The organism is Clostridioides sp. LIBA-6622, from assembly GCF_056716095.1.
Map to the genome: position 1 here is coordinate 3,757,312 of NZ_CP196998.1, position 17,162 is coordinate 3,774,473.

16 protein-coding genes and 1 other annotated feature are annotated in these 17,162 nt (G+C 28.1%); of the genes, 5 read left to right on the forward strand and 11 right to left on the reverse strand.

Annotated features, from left to right (window positions below; all coding sequences use genetic code 11):
• Window positions 1–121 precede the first annotated feature (121 nt).
• Both ACTG47_RS17540 and ACTG47_RS17545 read left to right on the forward strand, forming a co-directional pair.
• The gene (locus ACTG47_RS17540; protein ID WP_003422115.1) at window positions 122–325 is read left to right on the forward strand and encodes an alpha/beta-type small acid-soluble spore protein; all 204 of its coding nucleotides are present in this window, start codon (window positions 122–124) and stop codon (window positions 323–325) included.
• A gap of 190 nt (window positions 326–515) precedes the next feature.
• Window positions 516–1,052, forward strand: coding sequence for a DUF4364 family protein (locus tag ACTG47_RS17545; RefSeq protein WP_009891708.1), 537 nt, complete (start codon window positions 516–518; stop codon window positions 1,050–1,052).
• A gap of 3 nt (window positions 1,053–1,055) precedes the next feature.
• Here ACTG47_RS17545 and ACTG47_RS17550 read toward each other — a convergent pair whose 3' ends face one another.
• On the reverse strand, window positions 1,056–1,922 hold the full coding sequence (locus ACTG47_RS17550) for a YncE family protein (protein WP_054271698.1): 867 nt from the start codon (window positions 1,920–1,922) through the stop codon (window positions 1,056–1,058).
• 148 nt (window positions 1,923–2,070) lie between these two features.
• On the opposite strand from ACTG47_RS17550, the gene ACTG47_RS17555 reads away from it, so the two are divergent.
• A complete protein-coding gene (locus tag ACTG47_RS17555; protein ID WP_054271699.1) occupies window positions 2,071–2,316 on the forward strand; it encodes a TIGR03905 family TSCPD domain-containing protein in 246 nt (81 codons plus the stop codon).
• Window positions 2,317–2,438: 122 nt separating this feature from the next.
• On the opposite strand, the gene ACTG47_RS17560 is transcribed toward ACTG47_RS17555, so the two are convergent.
• Both ACTG47_RS17560 and ACTG47_RS17565 read right to left on the reverse strand, forming a co-directional pair.
• Window positions 2,439–3,737 carry a bifunctional folylpolyglutamate synthase/dihydrofolate synthase gene (locus ACTG47_RS17560; protein ID WP_479925512.1) on the reverse strand — a complete coding sequence of 433 codons (1,299 nt, stop codon included), beginning with the start codon at window positions 3,735–3,737 and terminating at the stop codon, window positions 2,439–2,441.
• Between the two features lie 133 nt (window positions 3,738–3,870).
• Window positions 3,871–4,890: a S8 family peptidase gene (locus tag ACTG47_RS17565; protein WP_479925513.1), complete on the reverse strand. Its 1,020-nt coding sequence runs from the start codon at window positions 4,888–4,890 to the stop codon at window positions 3,871–3,873.
• 801 nt (window positions 4,891–5,691) lie between these two features.
• Between ACTG47_RS17565 and ACTG47_RS17570 the strand changes: the two genes are divergently transcribed.
• Together ACTG47_RS17570 and ACTG47_RS17575 are read left to right on the forward strand one after the other, a co-directional pair.
• A complete protein-coding gene (locus ACTG47_RS17570; protein WP_479925514.1) occupies window positions 5,692–6,408 on the forward strand; it encodes an AzlC family ABC transporter permease in 717 nt (238 codons plus the stop codon).
• Complete coding sequence (locus ACTG47_RS17575; RefSeq protein WP_169467162.1) at window positions 6,398–6,721, forward strand: AzlD domain-containing protein; 324 nt, start codon at window positions 6,398–6,400, stop codon at window positions 6,719–6,721. Before ACTG47_RS17570 ends, ACTG47_RS17575 begins: the two co-directional genes overlap by 11 nt.
• Before the next feature lie 270 nt (window positions 6,722–6,991).
• On the opposite strand, the gene rgaR is transcribed toward ACTG47_RS17575, so the two are convergent.
• The 8 genes from rgaR to pstA form a co-directional block, all read right to left on the reverse strand.
• Window positions 6,992–7,702 (reverse strand): two-component system response regulator RgaR, encoded by a 711-nt coding sequence (rgaR, locus tag ACTG47_RS17580; RefSeq protein ID WP_169467160.1) that lies wholly within the window; start codon window positions 7,700–7,702, stop codon window positions 6,992–6,994.
• A 425-nt stretch (window positions 7,703–8,127) separates the two neighbouring features.
• A complete protein-coding gene (locus ACTG47_RS17585) occupies window positions 8,128–10,794 on the reverse strand; it encodes a valine--tRNA ligase (RefSeq protein WP_479925515.1) in 2,667 nt (888 codons plus the stop codon).
• A 77-nt stretch (window positions 10,795–10,871) separates the two neighbouring features.
• Window positions 10,872–11,133, reverse strand: a binding site (T-box leader).
• Window positions 11,134–11,447: 314 nt separating this feature from the next.
• Window positions 11,448–12,275 carry a polysaccharide deacetylase family protein gene (locus ACTG47_RS17590; RefSeq protein WP_169467156.1) on the reverse strand — a complete coding sequence of 276 codons (828 nt, stop codon included), beginning with the start codon at window positions 12,273–12,275 and terminating at the stop codon, window positions 11,448–11,450.
• A 47-nt stretch (window positions 12,276–12,322) separates the two neighbouring features.
• Entirely contained in the window at window positions 12,323–13,759 is a 1,437-nt protein-coding gene (locus tag ACTG47_RS17595; RefSeq protein WP_479925516.1) for a [Fe-Fe] hydrogenase large subunit C-terminal domain-containing protein, read from the reverse strand.
• A gap of 83 nt (window positions 13,760–13,842) precedes the next feature.
• The gene (locus ACTG47_RS17600) at window positions 13,843–14,715 is read right to left on the reverse strand and encodes an FUSC family protein (RefSeq protein ID WP_479925517.1); all 873 of its coding nucleotides are present in this window, start codon (window positions 14,713–14,715) and stop codon (window positions 13,843–13,845) included.
• 157 nt (window positions 14,716–14,872) lie between these two features.
• Window positions 14,873–15,526 carry a phosphate signaling complex protein PhoU gene (gene phoU / locus ACTG47_RS17605; RefSeq protein WP_169467150.1) on the reverse strand — a complete coding sequence of 218 codons (654 nt, stop codon included), beginning with the start codon at window positions 15,524–15,526 and terminating at the stop codon, window positions 14,873–14,875.
• A 27-nt stretch (window positions 15,527–15,553) separates the two neighbouring features.
• Window positions 15,554–16,318 carry a phosphate ABC transporter ATP-binding protein PstB gene (gene pstB, locus ACTG47_RS17610; RefSeq protein ID WP_479925518.1) on the reverse strand — a complete coding sequence of 255 codons (765 nt, stop codon included), beginning with the start codon at window positions 16,316–16,318 and terminating at the stop codon, window positions 15,554–15,556.
• A gap of 18 nt (window positions 16,319–16,336) precedes the next feature.
• Window positions 16,337–17,161: a phosphate ABC transporter permease PstA gene (gene pstA / locus ACTG47_RS17615; RefSeq protein ID WP_479925519.1), complete on the reverse strand. Its 825-nt coding sequence runs from the start codon at window positions 17,159–17,161 to the stop codon at window positions 16,337–16,339.
• Window position 17,162: the final 1 nt, after the last annotated feature.

The window sequence follows — 17,162 nt, forward strand, 5'->3', positions numbered from 1 at the left end:
ACATTTTTACCTTTATTTTTCTGTATATATTGTTTTTATTTTGGAGAAATTAGTATTAACATCACATAAATAAAAGTGTTGTTAGACATCATAAACTAATTATTTGAGGAGGAAATTTACTATGTCAAATTCAAACAGAACAGTAGTGCCAGAAGCAAAAGCTGCTTTAAACCAAATGAAATTAGAAATAGCTAACGAAATAGGTTTATCTAACTATGAAAACATAGACAAAGGTAACTTAACAGCTAGAGAAAATGGATATGTTGGTGGATACATGACTAAGAAATTAGTTGAAATGGCTGAAAGACAAATGGCTGGAAAATAGATAGTAAATTTTGACACCTGGGTATCAACAGGGCTGCTAATTAGTAGCCCTGTTTCTCTGTATTTGTTTATAAAATTAATTTTATATGATTTGTTAAAGATTCATAATACTATACAAATTGTTCTTTTAATTTTGTATAAATTAGTTTAATATATTATATATAGAAATAGTTTGACGGAGGATGATATTTATGTTTGAAAACTCGTCTGAAGAATTAGCGTATCATAAACTTTTAATTTTATATATATTAGAAAAAATTAAAATGGATTTAACTAATTCTCAAATAACTCAAGTAGTATTAGAGACTGAGATGATGAATTACTTTTCATTGCAACAGCTTTTATCTCAGCTTATGGAATCTAAGTTTTTGACTACATATAAAGACTCTGACAGAGAATATTATGCTCTTACTCAAAGAGGCGTAGAAAGTCTAGAATACTTCTTTAATCGAATACCTACTAGTGTTACAGAAAAAATAGACAAGTATATAGATTCTAATAAAGAAAATTTACTAGCAGATACTCAAGTAAAGTCTAGTTTTGTAAAACAAAGTGATAATGAATTTATTGTCAACCTTAGAGTCATAGAAAATCAGTCTAACTTAATAGATTTAAATCTAAATGTTTCATCAGAAAAACAAGCAAAACTTATTTGCAACAACTGGAAAAATAATGCATCTTATATGTATGCCGAAGTTATCGACTTACTTATAAGAGACATACATTAAGGCCTACAAACAAATTATAGTTGTAGGCTCTTTTCCTACCTTAATTTCTTTTATCAATTTGTTATTTGCAGTTTCATAAACTTTTACTGAGTTTTCTTGTGTATCTGATACGAATAATAGCCTTTCATCTTTAGATATTTCTAATCCCTGTGGAATTCCGTTTATCTCAATATTTCCAATGTATCTACTTGTTGTATAATCTAAAATTCTCACATTATTATAACCCAAATCAGCGACATAAACTTTTTTCCCACTATAATTAAATCTTATTTCTACTGGTAATAAGAATTCATATAATACCTTTTTAATATCCATACTTACTTCATCAACTATTATAAGCTTTCCATCGAGTGTTGATATATACATTTCTTTCTTTTGTTTATCAAGTTCTATATGCCAGGCTCTAAAGTCCATATTAATTTTCTTTTGTATATTTTTATTTATTGTATCTATACATACTATTGAATTTATACATGGTACATATAACTTCTTGCTTTCTCTGTCAAAATCAAATCCATGCGGCATATTATCAACACCAATAATTCCTATTGGATTTAATGTGTTTTTATCCAATACATATATACTATTAGAATCTTCATTTGCTACAAATAATTCATTATCACTAAGCACAACTTGACTAAGACTTCCTCCTATGGAAACAGTATCAATTATTTTATCATTGCTTAAATCCAAGACATAGAGTATCCCATTACTTGAGCTAGGTATGTATATTAAATTTTTTTCTTTTTCTATGCAAAAATGATGTGGATATATATTATCTTCTAATACTATTTCCTTTTCTAGCTCAAGTGTAGAATAATCAACTATGCTAATACTCTTTGATAGATAGTTAGAAATATAGATTTTCACATAACCCCTCCTCTCCACAATACATATACTACAATAATATATTATTTCATTAGCTTGTATTATGCTTTATAGTTGCATTATTACGCATATATTTGGTATTATTATTAATGTTAAAAAAATGAAATAATATTTAATGGAGGTCTTTTTAATGAAAGTAACATTTAACCCAAGCGGTGTCTGTTGTAGAGAAATGGTTTTTGAAGTGGATGAAAATAATGTGATTGTTGATGCTGAGTTCATAGGAGGATGTAATGGTAATTTATCAGGGCTTAGAAGCTTAATCATTGGTCAAAATGCCCTTGAAGTTGCTGATAAATTAAATGGTATTGATTGTGGAGGAAAAGGTACTTCTTGCCCAGACCAGTTATCTAAAGCTATACGTCAATCTATATAATTACTGCTATATAAACATCAGAAAAATTATTAAAAACTTATTTTATATAAAAAGAGCTATCTAAGTTAGTAGATAGCTCTTTTTCATATTTTTATTTGTATTCATATATTTATTTTATAAAGTTATAATTTCTTTACTAAAGTTCTCACTGTACCAATCATATATAAAGAACCTGCACTTATTATCACATCATCCTTATTTGATGTTTCTAATGTATAATTTACTGCATCTTCTATCTCATGTTTTGATGTTACATCATCTACATATTTTAATACTTTCTCTTTTAGTATATCTGAATTTATGGCTCTTGGATTGCTAGGTGTTGTTGTTATTACCTTATTAAAATGTGGCAATAATATATCTAAAACACTATCAATGTCTTTATCTTCTAACATGCCTATTAATAGAGTTAAACTTCTATCTTTAAAATTATTATTAAGTGCCTTTGCTAAAGATTTTGCTCCATCTTCATTATGTGCACCATCTATTATAAAAATTGGATTTTCTTTTATTTTTTCTATTCTCCCTGGCCACTTAGTAGTTATAAGCCCTTTTCTTATAGATTTTTCATTTATATTTTCTAATTTATTTATATCTTTTAGATATTTTATTACACTTATTGCCAATATAGAATTATTTATCTGATGTTCACCTATCAATTTTATTTCAAGGTCTTTGTAAATTTCTTTCATTACAGTACAGTCATATATTTGAGATTCTATATCTGATTTCTTTATATTTATATTATCAAAATTAACTTCTATATATTGTGCTTTTTTCTCATTGCAAACTGACTTTATGACATTTTTTGCTTCATCAGTCTGGTCATATACAAGCACTACTCCATTTTCCTTTATTATACCAGCCTTTTCATATGCTATTTTTTCTATCGTATCTCCAAGTATCCCTGTATGATCTAAACTTATAGATGCTATCACGCTTACAAGTGATTTTGTTATTATATTTGTAGCATCATATCTTCCGCCTAGACCAACTTCTAACGCTACAAAATCCACCTTTTGCTCTGAATAGTAATAAAATGCCATTGCAGTAACCACCTCAAACTCTGTTGGATATGCATAGCCTTGTCCTACCATAATATCTATTTTTTCTTTTATTAATTCAATTATCCTAGCAACATCGTCTTGTGGTATATTTTCTCCATTTACTCTTATACGTTCAGTAAAGGTTTCTAAATACGGAGATGTATATAAACCAACTTTATATCCACACTCTCTTAGTATATTAGAAACAAAAGAACACACTGAGCCTTTTCCATTAGTTCCAGCTACATGTATTATATTTAAAGTTTCTTGTGGATTCCCCAATAATTCTAATAATTTTCCAATATTCTCTAGACCTAATCTTACACCAAATTTATTGGTTTGTGATATATACTCTAATGCTTCTTCATATTTCATTATCTAATTCCCCCTGTATCGGCATTTTCTTTTATGTTATCTAATTATAGTATATTTTCTGCTTTTAATCTACTGACAAAGAATACATATAATCTAATACCTTATACATTAAATCTAACTACTTCTTCTTTATTTATAATTTTTTATTTATATACATTTCTACTAACTCAGTTAATGTATATATTGAAACTAAATCATATTTAGATATATCCATATAATTAAATTTTATGTTAAATACCTGTTCTAATTTTTGAAGTAAATTAAAACAATTATCATAAACTAATCCTATTTCTTTATTAAAAAGACTACCTTGAAATAATTTTTCATTATCAGCTTTAATATTTAGGCAATCTCTAACAACATCAGCAACTTTCATAAGAAGAGTATTTTCTTTGTCATACAAATCAAGTTTAAAGTTTGGAATTCTACTATATTCATTGAAATCAAAACTATGCCAATGATTTTTAGTTGCTAATAGTTCAAGTTTATCATTTAAATCAGATATTGCTATATCTGGATTTTCTGACAATATCTTAGCTATTTTACCAGTAAACTTTGCTGCTACATAGCTATTACATTTTGGTGGTAATCTGTAAGAGTTGTTTATATCACAACTTATATATGAATTACTATCCATAACACATTGAACATCATATCTTTTATTGTACCAAAAAGAATCATTTACATCTAAAGTAAATCCTCTAACTCCTATAACATTATTAAACATTGCTGGATAACTTAAGTCAAAGTTATTAGATAATGAACATACTATTATTTTTCCTTTTCTAAACAATTCATAACAAACCTCAAATAATCCCTTAACACTTTCTACTCCTATGACTGATAAACTTAAGTTAATCAATCTTATGTTAGTGTCTAAAAGATATTTTAATGCTTCTTCAAGAACTTTTATATCTGCAATACTATCTTTTCCTAAAACTTTTATGACAAATAGCTCTACATCTTCATATTCCTTCTTTATTATTGATGCACAAGCAGTTCCATGACCATCTTCATCATCAAATTTATCTGATATAAAAATATAATCATGTATACATTCAAAAGCAATTCCTCCAACTAAGTTATCCTTTAAGTAATCATGTTCTTTATCTATTCCTGTATCTACTACTGCAACCTTAACTTTATTATTCATATCACATATATTCTCCATTACTAAAAGTTTTTAATATATCTATGTTAATTAGTTCATCTTAAACTTTAATTTAAGTTGCACAATTTCTCTTTTAAATGCCCTATTTGTTTCTAAAAACATAAATTAAGTATACTATATATTCAATTTATATTCATTATATCAATTATTATCATTAAATTGTTAAATAATAAGATAAAATTTTTAGATTTATATCACAATTTAGAATTATTTGTAAAAAGGAGATTATCCTTCTTATAAGACAATCCCCTTGTATACTTTATTTATAATTAACCATCAATTACACATTCTACTTTTTTATTTAAATATCATAAATCTCAATTTTATTTAGGGGAATAATTATTTATATACTATAAGAACATTAATTTAAATGTAATTGTCTTGCAGTCTATTTTACAAAACATCTTATTCTACAAGGTATGAATCAATATGTAAAAAAACACCAAAGATAGCGAATAAATATACATTTAAATCAATATATAAAAACTTGCGCCAAGTAAGCTCTAAAAAATTTATATAGGCATTATCCTAATGACTAATGCCTACACCCTTATACATTATATCATATTTCAATAAATAAATTGCATAAAAGGAAATCTTTTAATAGAATTAAACTATTTATAAATTCATTACTATAAGTTCTACAAATTATAAATGCTTCTTTTAATATATATACTGCATCGCCTCAGGCATTGATATAACTAATTAAAATAGATATAATAAAATGAAACAAATATTTATAGAATTTTATAAATATTCATTATTTTAGAGAGGTGATTATATTTGAGAGAAGAAATATCAAGAAAAGAAATTTTAAAGGAAAGTTTTCTGACATCAATCCCAATATTTCTAGGATATATTCCATTAGGACTTATTTGTGGTATTATGCTTCAAAAAGCAGGGTTATCTGCCTTTTACATATTAATGATGTCACTTATGGTATTTGCAGGTAGCTCGCAGTTTGTAGCTGCTTCAATGTTGGCTTCAAATGGAAGTATTGCTTCAATAATACTAACCACATTTATATTGAATCTTCGTAATTTTTTAATGAGTTCCAACTTACATATGCATATAAAAAATAAAAATATGAGGTTTCTAATGTATTTTTGTCATGGTGTTACAGATGAAACATTCGCTATAAACTTAGAAAAATACACTTATGGCAATTGGACAGATAGACACGCATTATACCTAAACAATCTTTGTATAATAGTATGGGCTGGTAGTTGTTTCTTAGGAGCATTTCTTGGAGAAGTTGTCACTATAAGTGATTCTGTTGCAGGCTTTCTACTTACAGCAATGTTCATAACATTAGTAGTTAATCAAATTAAAAGTAAAGTATATATACTCGTTTCAGTGCTTTCTATCCTATTATCAATAGTTTTATATACTTTCTTTAAAAGCAGTTTAGTCATTATAATAGCATCTATTTTATCTGCTTTATTTGGATTCTATATACAAAAATCAACTCGCAAGAAGGAGGAAATCTATGAATACTAATTACATACTTATAGTTATTTTAGGTATGGCAATTGTCACTTATATTCCGAGAATTTTGCCTATGATAATATTTTCAAAAAATGATATGCCTGATTCTATTAAAGACATCATGAAGTTTATACCTATAGCTATACTTAGTTCACTTATAGCAAAGGATATTTTTTTTAATGGAGATACTTTATATATGTCATTCACCAATCCAAAAATTATATCAGGTGTAATAGTACTATTAGTAGCTTATAAATTCAAGTCTATTGCTATCTCAATAGCTGTAGGTGCAATATCTATATGCTTTTTCGGAGTCATATTGTAAGATTTAATATTCTTTAATGTATATTAAAAAACTAAGATGCTGAAAAATACTGCATATAGAAATCAGTCATAATATACTAATAATTAATCTATTATAATTGTGCACTCCACATAATGAAATAATATCAAGAATCTATAAGCTACTATTTTACATCATAATAAAGGCTGTCTTAATACAGAGAATTTTTTCCATACTAAGACAGTCTTGAATCAATAGCTCTGTGATGACTTTAAATATTTTTTAAAATATTTTAGTTTACCTTTTTCAAAATTAATACATTATATCACATAACAAGCTTGTTAATGCTACTTTTAAATCTTTAAGTCTATACTTACTAATAGGTATAAACTTCTCATTAATAGTAATCATATTATCTCCAAGATCTTCTATTCTTCTCAAATTGACAATAAAACTCGTGTGACATCTGAAAAATCCATTTTCACACAGTAACTTTTCTGCTTGTTTCATGCTCATATTGGCTTTATAATCTCTCCCTAATGTATGTACAACTAAATCTCTCTTTACAGTTTCAACATATAAAATAGAATCTATAAGTATTCTATTAAATCCTTTTTTACTATTTAAAACTATATAACGCTCCTTCTTTCTTTGAAGGTTATCAATACAAAGATTTACACCCATTGCAAAGTTATTATACTCTATAGGTTTTACTAAATATCTATAAGCACGTACTTCATAACCTTGGGGGGCATACTCTGAAAAAGCAGTTGTAAATATAATTTCTACTTTTTCATCAAACTTTCTTATTTTTTTAGCCACCTCAATTCCATTGATATCTTTCATTTGGATGTCTAAAAATATAATGTCAATTTTTTCTGGGTATCTGGATATTAAATCTTCTCCACAGGAGAATTCCAGTATTTGATAATTTAGACACCTTTCAGACAAAAGTTTTTCTGCAAATTCCTTCAGTATGCTTCTTTGTATTTTTTCGTCATCACATATAACTACCCTGAACATAATATCACCTCCAAATCTAAAATATCATTTAGTTTACTTTATTTCAATTTACAAACTGTACTCATTGACTTTTATATTCAAATTTTTTTACAAACTTAAATTGTCGATTAAACTACCTCTAGTAATTATCTTTGATACATAAAGTTAAATTACGATAAATTCATCTATTTTTCTAGATATATTGTGTAAAAAATATATGAAAATAAATGTAATATGTATTTTATCATCCTATATTAAATATCATAATATAGCAAATTTTTATTACTTATAATTTTTTTATATATAGGATTAATATACTCATAAAATAAGATAAAAATATAACACATCTGTAATGAATTATAACATCATATTTGTATATATAGAAAGAAAAACATACAAAAAGTACAGATTACGTACTTTTTGTATGTTTTTATTAACTATTGTATCTATTTTATTTTAGATTCTAAATTTGTTAGTCTCTCTTCAACAGATTTAATCATTTCTTCAAATTTTTCCTTTTTGGCTTTTTCTTCTTCAATTAGACTCTCAGGAGCTTTTGCTAGGAATCCTTGGTTTGCAAGTTTTCCATTAACCCTCTTTATTTCTCCTTCTAATTTTTTCTTTTCTTTAGATAATCTCTCAATTTCTTTTTCAAAATCAACTAGTTCATTAAGAGGTATAAATATCTCAACACCATCAATAACTACTCCAACTGCATCTTCTGGAACATTAGATTTATCTTTTGCTATCTCAACATTTGAAGCAGATGCTAAAGTTATAAAATAATCTTTACCAAGTTCAATAGCTTCTATCTTTTCTTCACTTGGTACTATTATCAACTTAGCTTTTTTAGAAGGCGGTACATTCATTTCTGCTCTCACATTTCTTATACTTCTTATACCTTCCATTAATAAGTTCATCATTTCTTCTTCTTCAACCATGTTATCTTCTTCATTATATTTTGGCCACTCAGATACTATTATACATCCTTCAACAGTAGGAAGATAAGTGTATATTTCCTCTGTTATAAATGGCATATATGGATGTAATAATTTTAATATCTTTTCAAGAACATAAGTCAATGTGTATAATGCTGCAGATTTAGCGTTTGTATCTTCTCCATATAATCTAGGTTTAACCATTTCAATATACCAGTCACAGTACTCTGACCAAGTGAAATCATATATCTTTTGAAGTGCTATTCCTAAATCAAACTTATCCATATTATTAGTTGCTTCTTTTACAATATTATTTGCTCTTGATATTATCCATTTATCTGCTAGAGTTAAGTTATCTTCAACACTTTCTCTAGTTATGTTTTTAATTATATCTTCATCAATATTCATAAATACAAATCTTGATGCATTCCACAATTTATTGGCAAAGTTTCTAGCAAATTCTACTCTTTCCATATAGAATCTCATATCATTTCCTGGGGAATTTCCAGTTGTTAATGTAAATCTTAGTGCATCAGCTCCATATTGCTCGATTATCTCTAATGGGTCAATACCATTTCCTAAAGATTTACTCATCTTTCTCCCTTGAGAATCTCTAACCAATCCATGAACTAATACATGGTCAAATGGCTTCTCATTCATACAGAACATACCTGCAAATGCCATTCTAACTACCCAGAAGAATATTATATCGTATCCTGTAACAAGCACGCTTGTTGGGTAATAGTAATCTAAAGCTTCAGTTTTATTTGGCCATCCTAAAGTAGAGAAAGGCCATAGTGCAGAACTAAACCAAGTATCTAATGCATCTTCATCTTGCTTAAAATGAGTGCTTCCACATTTAGGACATTTATCTGGCATTTCTTTTGCAACTACTGTTTCTCCACATTCCTGACAATAGTAAGCTGGTATTTGATGGCCCCACCATAATTGTCTTGATATACACCAATCTCTTATATTTTCTAACCATTGTAAATAAGTTTTATCAAATTTTTCTGGAACAAATTCTAGTTCTCCGTTTTTAAGAATGTCTATAGCTGGTTTTGCAAGTTCTTCCATCTTAACAAACCATTGCTCTGATAGCCTAGGCTCAACTACTGTATGGCATCTGTAACAAGTTCCTACATTATGATTATGCTCTTTTATGTTAATTAGGTAACCTTGCTCTTTTAAGTCTGCTACGATAGCTTTTCTGCACTCAAATCTATCCATACCTTCATATTTTCCACAAACTTCATTCATAGTTCCATCTTCATTCATAGTATTTAGCTGTTCAAGATTATGTCTTAATCCTACTTCAAAATCATTAGGGTCATGAGCTGGAGTCATCTTAACTGCACCAGTTCCAAACTCTAAGTCAACATAACTATCTGCAACTATTGGAAGTTCTCTTCCTACTAATGGAAGTATTGCTGTTTTTCCTATTAAGTGTTTATATCTATCATCTTCTGGATTTACTGCTATACCAGTATCTCCTATCATCGTCTCAGGTCTAGTTGTGGCTATTTCTAAGAAATCCTCACTATCTTTTAGTTGGTATTTTATATGATAAAAGTTTCCGTCATGTTCTTCATGTTCAACTTCTGCATCTGATAAAGTAGTTTTACAATCTGGGCACCAGTTTATTATTCTATTTCCTCTGTATATATGACCTTTTTCATATAGCTTTACAAAGAATTCTATAACTGCTTCATTACACCCTTCATCCATAGTAAATCTCTCTTTATCCCAATCACAAGAGTCTCCTAATTGTTTAAGCTGATTAGATATTTTTCCTCCAAATTCATCTTTCCATTCCCAAGCTCTCTTTAAAAATTCATCTCTACCTATTTCATACTTTGTTTTACCTTCTTCTTTTTTTATTCTTTCAACAACTTTAACTTCGGTTGCTATAGAAGCATGGTCTGTTCCTGGAAGCCAAAAAGCTTCATACCCATCCATACGCTTCCATCTGATTAATATATCCTGAAGTGTATGGTCAAGAGCATGTCCCATATGCAATTGCCCTGTTATGTTTGGTGGTGGCATCATTATTGTAAATGGTTTTTTATCTGGATTTGGTTTAGATTTAAAATACCCTTCATCCATCCATTTTTTATATAACCTAGCCTCAAAATCTTTTGGATTATAAGTTTTTGATAAGTTCGTATTTTCCATTGTCTTGCCTCCTGTATTTTTATAAATAAATTTTTTAAAATATCTCTAGAAATAAAAAAGAGCCCTTCATCCTCTTTAAAAAGGACGAAAAGCTCGCGTTACCACCTTAATTCCAAAGCTTAAAACACATTAATATATAATCAAATATTGTTTAATGTTGTTTTATCAACTTTGACTCTCAAAGAATTTAACGGTTCTAACCGTCTAAACTTACTAACAGTTCAGTTTAGAAACTCCAAAGCTACATTCAGCAAACCTTATACTCAGAAAATCTTACAGCCAGTGAATTTTCCTCTCTTTTAGTAGTATTTACTTACTCCTCTTCTTCTCAGTCTTTAATGTTACATATTATTATATACAAATATTATTCTTTTTGTCAATTATTTTTATTTTATTTTTTCTGAATTTTCTTAATTGTATTTTTATATTTTATGACAATTCCTATTTTCTATACTATCTTTTCAACTTATTTCATTTTCTAATTCCAACAAATATACTATTATTTCGTTTAAATCTTAACAATATTTTTTCAATTTCACATTATATTTTCTTTACATTTCGCTTATTATTCTGTATTTTTTATATTCTATTTTATAAATTATATGTTTTATTTCATAAATAATTTACTCTATTTTTTACTATATTTAAATTTATTATAAATTTTCTTGCCAGAAATTTTTAGGTGTAATATTCTCTGTAATTGGCAATATTGTGTATCCTCTCTCTTTTAAAATTCTTATAATGTTATTTAAAGCATTTAAACTTTGTTCTTTCTCATGAATTAACACTACCAATTCATCTCTTTTTCTTCCATAATACAATATATTACTAACTATTTGACTTGTAGAAGATTTCCAATCTTGTGTATCCAAATTCCAGTCCCAAATTAAATAATCATTTGCCATAAGTTTACTATATGAACCTTCTGGCATATATGGTTTACTTCCATATGGTAATCTTATTAATTTTGAGCTCTGACCAGTTATATCTTGTAAAGTATCATTACATGTATTAAACTCACCAACTGTTACTTCTGGACTTTTATATAGCTTATGTATATCATGACTTACACTATGAAAACCAATTGAATTTTTCTCTTCTAATACCCTTTTTACTTCTTCTTTATGGTTTTTCATATTTTGATTAAGCATGAAAAATGTCGCTTTGACATCATTTTCTTTTAAAATATCAAGTAGTGCATTTGTATATTTTGATGGTCCGTCATCTATTGTTATGTACGCTACTTTTTCAGAAGTAGCTCCAGGTCCTTTTGATTCCTCTTGAGATGCTTTATACATAATTTCTCCTAAAGTATTACTTTGAGAAAGTAATTCTAGTGTATTTTCTTCTTTCGCGCTTATATTTTGTACTGGAACATTATTAATTTTTTCTTCTAATAATGTCCCAGTTAAAATTAAAACAGCTATAAGAAATATCCTTATAATTACATGAAAAACAGCCTTATTATCTTTAATTTTCATCCCCCATATCTCCCTTTTATAAAAGCATAAGTTTAAGAGTAAAAAAATTACTTTTTATACTTATTCTCTTTTTTATTGCTTTTTATATCTCTACTAAATATTTTTTTCACTTTTTCTTCTTCTTTTTCTCCTAGAGTTTCTACTCTTTTTATTCCTAAAGAAGTTAAAAATTGCAATACATTTAAATTGTCAAAAGGAGTTTCCATATTTGTACTTTCACTATATTCATCAACATTTTTAGTTCCTTCTTCTACACTTAAAATACGTTTAGGACCTCCTACACAGCCTCCTACACACCCCATTCCTTCTATAAATGTAGCTTCTATCTCCTTATTTAGAACTTTTTTCAAACCGTCCATACATTCTTTTGTTCCTTCAAATGCTTTTTCTTCAAATTTTATATTCTTGTCAATTCTTCTAACTGATAACTTAACTGCTTTACTTACACCTCCTGTTCTAGCATAAACTCTACCTGAAAGGGATGCCTCTACTCTATTACTTTCATCCATGATTGCTGGATTTAACTCTAATGCATCAAATATTTCTTGTAATTCTTTAAATGTAAGCACAAAATCAACTGCATCCTTTATATCTTCTAACATTGCTTCTTTCTTTTTTGCCATACAAGGACCTATGAATACAACTTTAGCATCTGGATTTAAAATTTTAACCGCTCTACCACAAGCAATCATAGGAGAAACAGATGGTGATACATTCTCTAATATTTGAGGAAAACTATTTTGTATCAAGCTGACCCAAATAGGACAGCAACAACTAGTTATAAAGCATCCTTCTTCATCTTTTTTCATATGTTCATAATAGTCATATGCTTCTTTTGCAGTAAGCATATCTGCCGCCAAGGCAACTTCTATCATATCTTCAAATCCTATCTTTTTTAACGCAGTTCTTAATTTACCAGGGCTTACATCTTTTCCAAACTGACCTACAAAAGCTGGTGCTACTATTGCATATACAGGACTTTTTATATCTTTCAATAACTTTATCATTGGTATGAATTCTATCTTATCTGATATTGCACCCAACTTACATCTTGATACACAATCGCCACAAGCACTACATACATCTTCCTCATTACAATTAATATGCTTGCTTCTTATCTTACATGACTCATCTTCCTTATTATTTTCATCACAATATTTGCAAGCATCTGATATTATAGATATTATTGGTCTTTTGACTTCATCTAAATTTACAGCTTCATGTAGTGTATCTTTTAGATTTTTATCTGTATCTCCTGTTACATCTAATCCCATAGTTACCCTAATTAGATTTACCATAGTATCTTTATCAAATTCTTCACCAAAATTAGTTTTTAAATTTTCATTTAAATTTTCACTCAATATTTTTTGGGGTAAGTTTTCAATATCTTCTGTATCATCATTCCACACTGCCTTTACAAGTTCTCCAAAAAGCTTCATCTTATATATTTCTAATATTTTAGAATTATCATTTCTAGTATCCATAAAAAATAGTACCTCCGTAAATTAAACTTATATATGTTTAATATTTACAAAGATACTATTTTTTATTTATTATTTACTTACTATTATTGATATAATTTATTTAATTTCTTTAACATCTCTATTTCAAGCATTATTTTCATTAGATGATAGTTGAATACAGGACTTTTTTCTTCGTCTATATTCCAATCTAATTCATCCACATTATATATTTTCTTAAGGTATTTATATGTATGCTCCTTTAAATAAAGTTTATTTTCTAGTAACTCTATAGACTGCATATGAAAATGTATTTCTCTACATATCCTTAAGGCATTCTCGATTTTTTCTACATTGGTTTCACTCAAACTATAATCCAATTCATCAATAAGTTTTGAGTATATTTCTTCTAATTTTTCCACTTCTTCTTCGAATCTCTCTACATCTAAATTATTTTTTCTAAGTATTTTATCTTCAATAAGTGACATTGAAAGTTCTTCTATCTTTTTAAATTCATCTATAACACTATTTAGATAATTAGGTCTAGCAACATAGTAATTAACAAGTACCCCAAACAAAACACCTACAGATGTGTCTAGTACCCTATGTAAAGAATAGTATACAGGGTCATTATTTCCTACACCTAAATGTATAGCTAGAAAAGTTACACAAGCAACTACTACTGACTTTATTTTAAACAGATTACATAAATATATTGCGCACATTACTCCTAGACCACATAAAAATGGGTCTCCAGCTTTAGTGATGGCAAATATGAATCCTATTATACCACCTAAAATAGTACCTTCCACTCTATTGATTCCTGTTTTTAAAGACCCTTTTACTGTATCTTGGACAGAAATTATACATGCTACCAGAGAATAAAACATATTCTCAACTAAATAGTCACCAAGAATCATACATAAAGTTACACTAATTCCTGTTTTTATAGTTCTCATACCCATCTTTTGAAGTTTCAAAGTTCCACCTCCTAAAAGCACCTTATATAAAATACGCATCCTCATATTTAATATGTTCCTAGTATATCACAATTTTTTAAATTTACCCATTAATCATAATTTTTTATCAATTACTTATTAATTTAGACAATAAAAAAAGCTGCTTTAAAGCAGCTTTTTATCCTATCTCTACCATTTTACCTTCAATTGCAAAAATTATCTTTTCACATACATTTGTTATATGGTCTCCAATTCGTTCAAGATATCTTCCTATAAGTAAAAGTTTTACTCCTTGGTCTATGGTATTCGTATTTTCATGCATTATTTTTAAACAATCAACTTGTACTTGTTCATACAAACCATCTACAATGTCATCTTTAGTTCCAACATCATAAGCTATACTTGCATCAAATAAGATTAAAGCTTCTCTAGTCTGAGACATCATAGACTTACATTCTTTTGCCATCTTAGGAATATCTATCAGCTCCTTTATATAAGCTTCTCCACCTATTTTCAGCATTTCTCTAGCTATGTTAGCTGCATAATCTCCTATTCTTTCTAACTCTATTGATATATTTCCTAATGAATAAATAAACCTTAAGTCTCTTGCCATTGGTTGTTTCAATACGATTAGTTCTATACTCTTATCTCTTATCTCTTCTCTCAATTTATTTATCTCTTCGTCATTTTCTACTACTTTTCTTGCACCTTCTAAATCCTTCTCTATCATACAAGTCACAGACTTTTCTATTGCTTCTTCACACTTTTCCATCATAAGTACTGTTTGTTCCTTTAAAGTATCAATACTTATATCTAAGCTATTATTGACCATTGTCTAACTCCTTTATAGTTATATATTTTAACCAAATCTACCTGTTATATAGTCTTCTGTTCTTTTATCTATAGGAGTGGTAAACATAGTTTTTGTATCACTAAATTCTATAACTTCTCCATTTAAGAAAAAAGCTGTTTCATCTGATATACGAGCAGCTTGCTGCATATTATGAGTAACTATGACTATTGTGTACTCCTTTTTTAAATCTTCTATAAGTTCTTCAACTTTTAATGTTGAAATTGGGTCTAAAGCAGATGTAGGTTCATCCATAAGAATAACTTCTGGTCTCATAGCAATTGCTCTTGCTATACATATACGTTGTTGCTGTCCACCAGATAGCCCTAATGCAGATGATTTAAGTCTATCTTTAACCTCATCCCAAATAGCTGCCCCTTTCAAACTTTCTTCTACAATCTTATCTAATCGTTTCTTATCTCTTAGTCCCTGTGTACGTGGACCATATGCAACATTATCATATATACTCATAGGAAATGGATTTGGTTTTTGAAATACCATCCCTACTTTAGTACGAAGATTTATGACATCATCTGAAGTATATATGTCTTCTCCATCTACAAAAATATTGCCTTTAATTGTTACATCTTCTATTAAGTCATTCATTCTATTTAATGTTCTTATAAAAGTTGATTTTCCACATCCTGATGGACCTATTAAAGCAGTAACTTTATTTTCTTTTATATCCATATTTATTTTATTTAATGCTTGCTTGTCACCATAAAATAAATCCAAATCTTTTACACTCATTTTTATCTTATCGATTAATTCCATTATTTACACCTCTTAAATTTAATAATTAGCCTTATTTAACTTCTTAGCAACAAATCTTGCTAGCATATTTAGTGCTAATACAATTACTATTAAAACAATGCCTATACTAGCTGCCGCCGCTATATCTCCACTCTCTTTAGTTAGTAAGTATGAGTGTACAGTTAATGTTCTTGCACTATCAAATATTCCCCCTGGCATCTTAGCCACAGTACCTGCTGTAAGTAAGATTGCTGCTGATTCTCCAATTATACGACCAACTGACAAGATTACTCCTGATAAGATTCCTGGTATCGCACTTGGAAGTACTACCTTATATAATGTCTGAAATTTAGTAGCTCCTAATGCTAATGATGATTCTCTGTATGCTTGAGGTACTGTTTTTAAAGCTTCTTCTGTTGTACGAATTATTACTGGCAATATTATTATTGCAACTGTAAGCGAACCTGCAACTATTGAGTATCCCATTTTTAACGTAACAACAAAGAAAATTCCTCCAAATAATCCATATACTATAGATGGTATTCCTGATAAACTTTCAGTTGCAAATCTTATTGCTGTAACTACTTTTCCTTTTTTTGCATATTCTTGCAGATATATAGCAGCTAAGATTCCTATAGGAGTTGCCACAACTATAGAAACTACTACTGTGTATAATGTTGTAATTATCATTGGAAGTATACCACCATCACCTGATGCTGAATAATTGCTAAATAAGAAATTAAAATTCATATTTCCAATTCCCTTTATAAATATAAATCCTACTATGGCTACTAATGATACTATTGTAAATAGTGCTGATAGGTATACTAATAATTTTAATGTATTCTCTCTGAACTTTCTCATC